Origin of the sequence: Stenotrophomonas sp. HMSC10F07 (genome assembly GCF_001807895.1) — a bacterium.
Taxonomy (GTDB): Bacteria; Pseudomonadota; Gammaproteobacteria; order Xanthomonadales; family Xanthomonadaceae; genus Stenotrophomonas; species Stenotrophomonas sepilia.
In genome coordinates this window covers 1-1,754 of the sequence record NZ_KV791464.1, presented here as the reverse complement: position 1 = coordinate 1,754, position 1,754 = coordinate 1, and the positions used below count along the sequence as shown (strand labels likewise).

1 protein-coding gene and 1 pseudogene are annotated in these 1,754 nt (G+C 59.1%); both read right to left on the bottom strand.

The window, feature by feature from the left end; genetic code table 11:
* Positions 1-625: pseudogene (locus HMPREF3114_RS20155) on the bottom strand (RHS repeat protein); the annotation flags it as partial.
* A 565-nt stretch (positions 626-1,190) separates the two neighbouring features.
* Positions 1,191-1,754, bottom strand: a 564-nt coding sequence (locus HMPREF3114_RS20810) for an RHS repeat-associated core domain-containing protein (RefSeq protein WP_141750865.1), incomplete at its 5' end; no start/stop codon positions are given.

Genomic DNA, 1,754 nt, shown 5'->3' with positions numbered 1-1,754 from the left:
GGGTACGCAGTACGCGTTCACCGCGATGGTTGTAGCTGTAGCTTTCCAGCACCGCACTGCCCTGCTTCACCGCGTTCATGCGGTTGGCATCGTTGTAGGTGAACGTCTTGCCGCCGATGCTGGTGGTGTTGCCCACCGCGTCATGGTTGCGCGCTTCGCCGTCCACGGCGGTCAGCCGGTGGCTGGTTGCGGGATAGGTGTAGCTGGCGGTGCCTGCCGAGGTGGTCAGCGCAGTGCGATTGCCGGTGGCGTCGTAGGCATAGGTTTCAATCGGCGTGCCTGTCGTCCCGTCCTGGGTCTGGGTCAGGCGACCCAGCGCGTCGTAGGCGTACTTGGCGAGTACCGTTGAGCCTGTGCCGTTCTTCAGCTCGGTGATCGAACCGACCGGGTCGTAGCCGTAGCCCAGCGACAGTCCGCCCGCGGCCGGGTCGTGCACTGCCTGCGGGCGGTAATCCAGACCCAACGGACGCTGCAGCTGGCGGCCGTTGCCATAGGTCCAGCCGGTGGCCGGGCCGAAGGCCGCATAGGTCACGTTGTTCACCACGATCTGGCGCGCCTGGCTGGTCCGGGTCAGGCCGATCTGCCTGATGCGCCCCCGGGTATCTCGCACGTGGTCAGCCACGCTTCGAATGTCTCGCACTGACGTAGCAGCATCCTGCCGCCAAAGGCGTTGTCCAATCCATCTTTCAGGGGATTGCGAACCACGTATCGACGGCCTCCTGAGCTTTATGTTACGCCCTACGGAAGTACGTGCTCACAGATCATCCACAGTCTCTCGAGAACTAGAGGGAGAGTCTGGCTGACGATCGTACATAGCGGTAAATGCCTCAGGTGATGGTTGGTTGCCGGATGGGTGTGGCTCTCGCTTCCTGCCAAGATGGTCAGTGTGGTGCGATTGCCAGTATCGGTAGGCAGAGGTCCCAGTCGGCCTGCTGGAGAACTTTAATTAGCGGACGTAACATTAGCTCACAGTCCCCAGAAGCCATCCCAGATCAAGCGCCACCAAGATTTGGCTATTCGGGCCGCTTCACTTGGCTTTCTTGTGAGAGCCACAATGACCCATACGGTGCTTCCGCCCATGATGACTAGCGCAACCAACGTCATTAGCGCGGGGCTTATGTGCCTATAAAACCACCAGCCTAGGAGAACCAGGATCATCAAAGCAACATAGCGGAGCAGCAATCCAGTTTTCATAGTCCTATGGTTCCTACTTCCTGCAAGAATTCCCTTGGCTTATGGACAGCCTCCTTAACGTGCTTCTCCATAATATCAATCCAAAAAGGCTCACCGGGGTCATCTGACTCAGTTCCCCAAGGCAACAAACCCGAGTATGTCTTCAGGACGTCGCCCCTCGAATAGTTGCTACTGTCTTCACAGGCTGCCTCCGCCCACTGCTGCTCGGCGCGAGCCCACGCCTTCTGGCCACTAGTGATGTTCCAGACGCCCAGCCCAATACTTGCGGAGCCCGGTGCGGCAGTCACTACTGCCCCCTCCATGCCAAGTCCTCCAGCGATCCTCAGCGTACCCGAAGCAAGTAAGCGCCCAGCATTGATCGCATTCCCAATTGCGACGGCTGTCTTGTGCACGTTCCTTAACCCCAACGGGTCTATTAAGCTAAGTGAATTTCCGCCAACGTATCCGTAGGTGCTGATTCCGCCTCGTAACCCAATCGGATCACTCTGCGAATACCGCCCCGCCGCCGGTTCGTACTCGCGCTGGCAGTTGTAGAACAACCCACTCGCATCCGTCGCCTG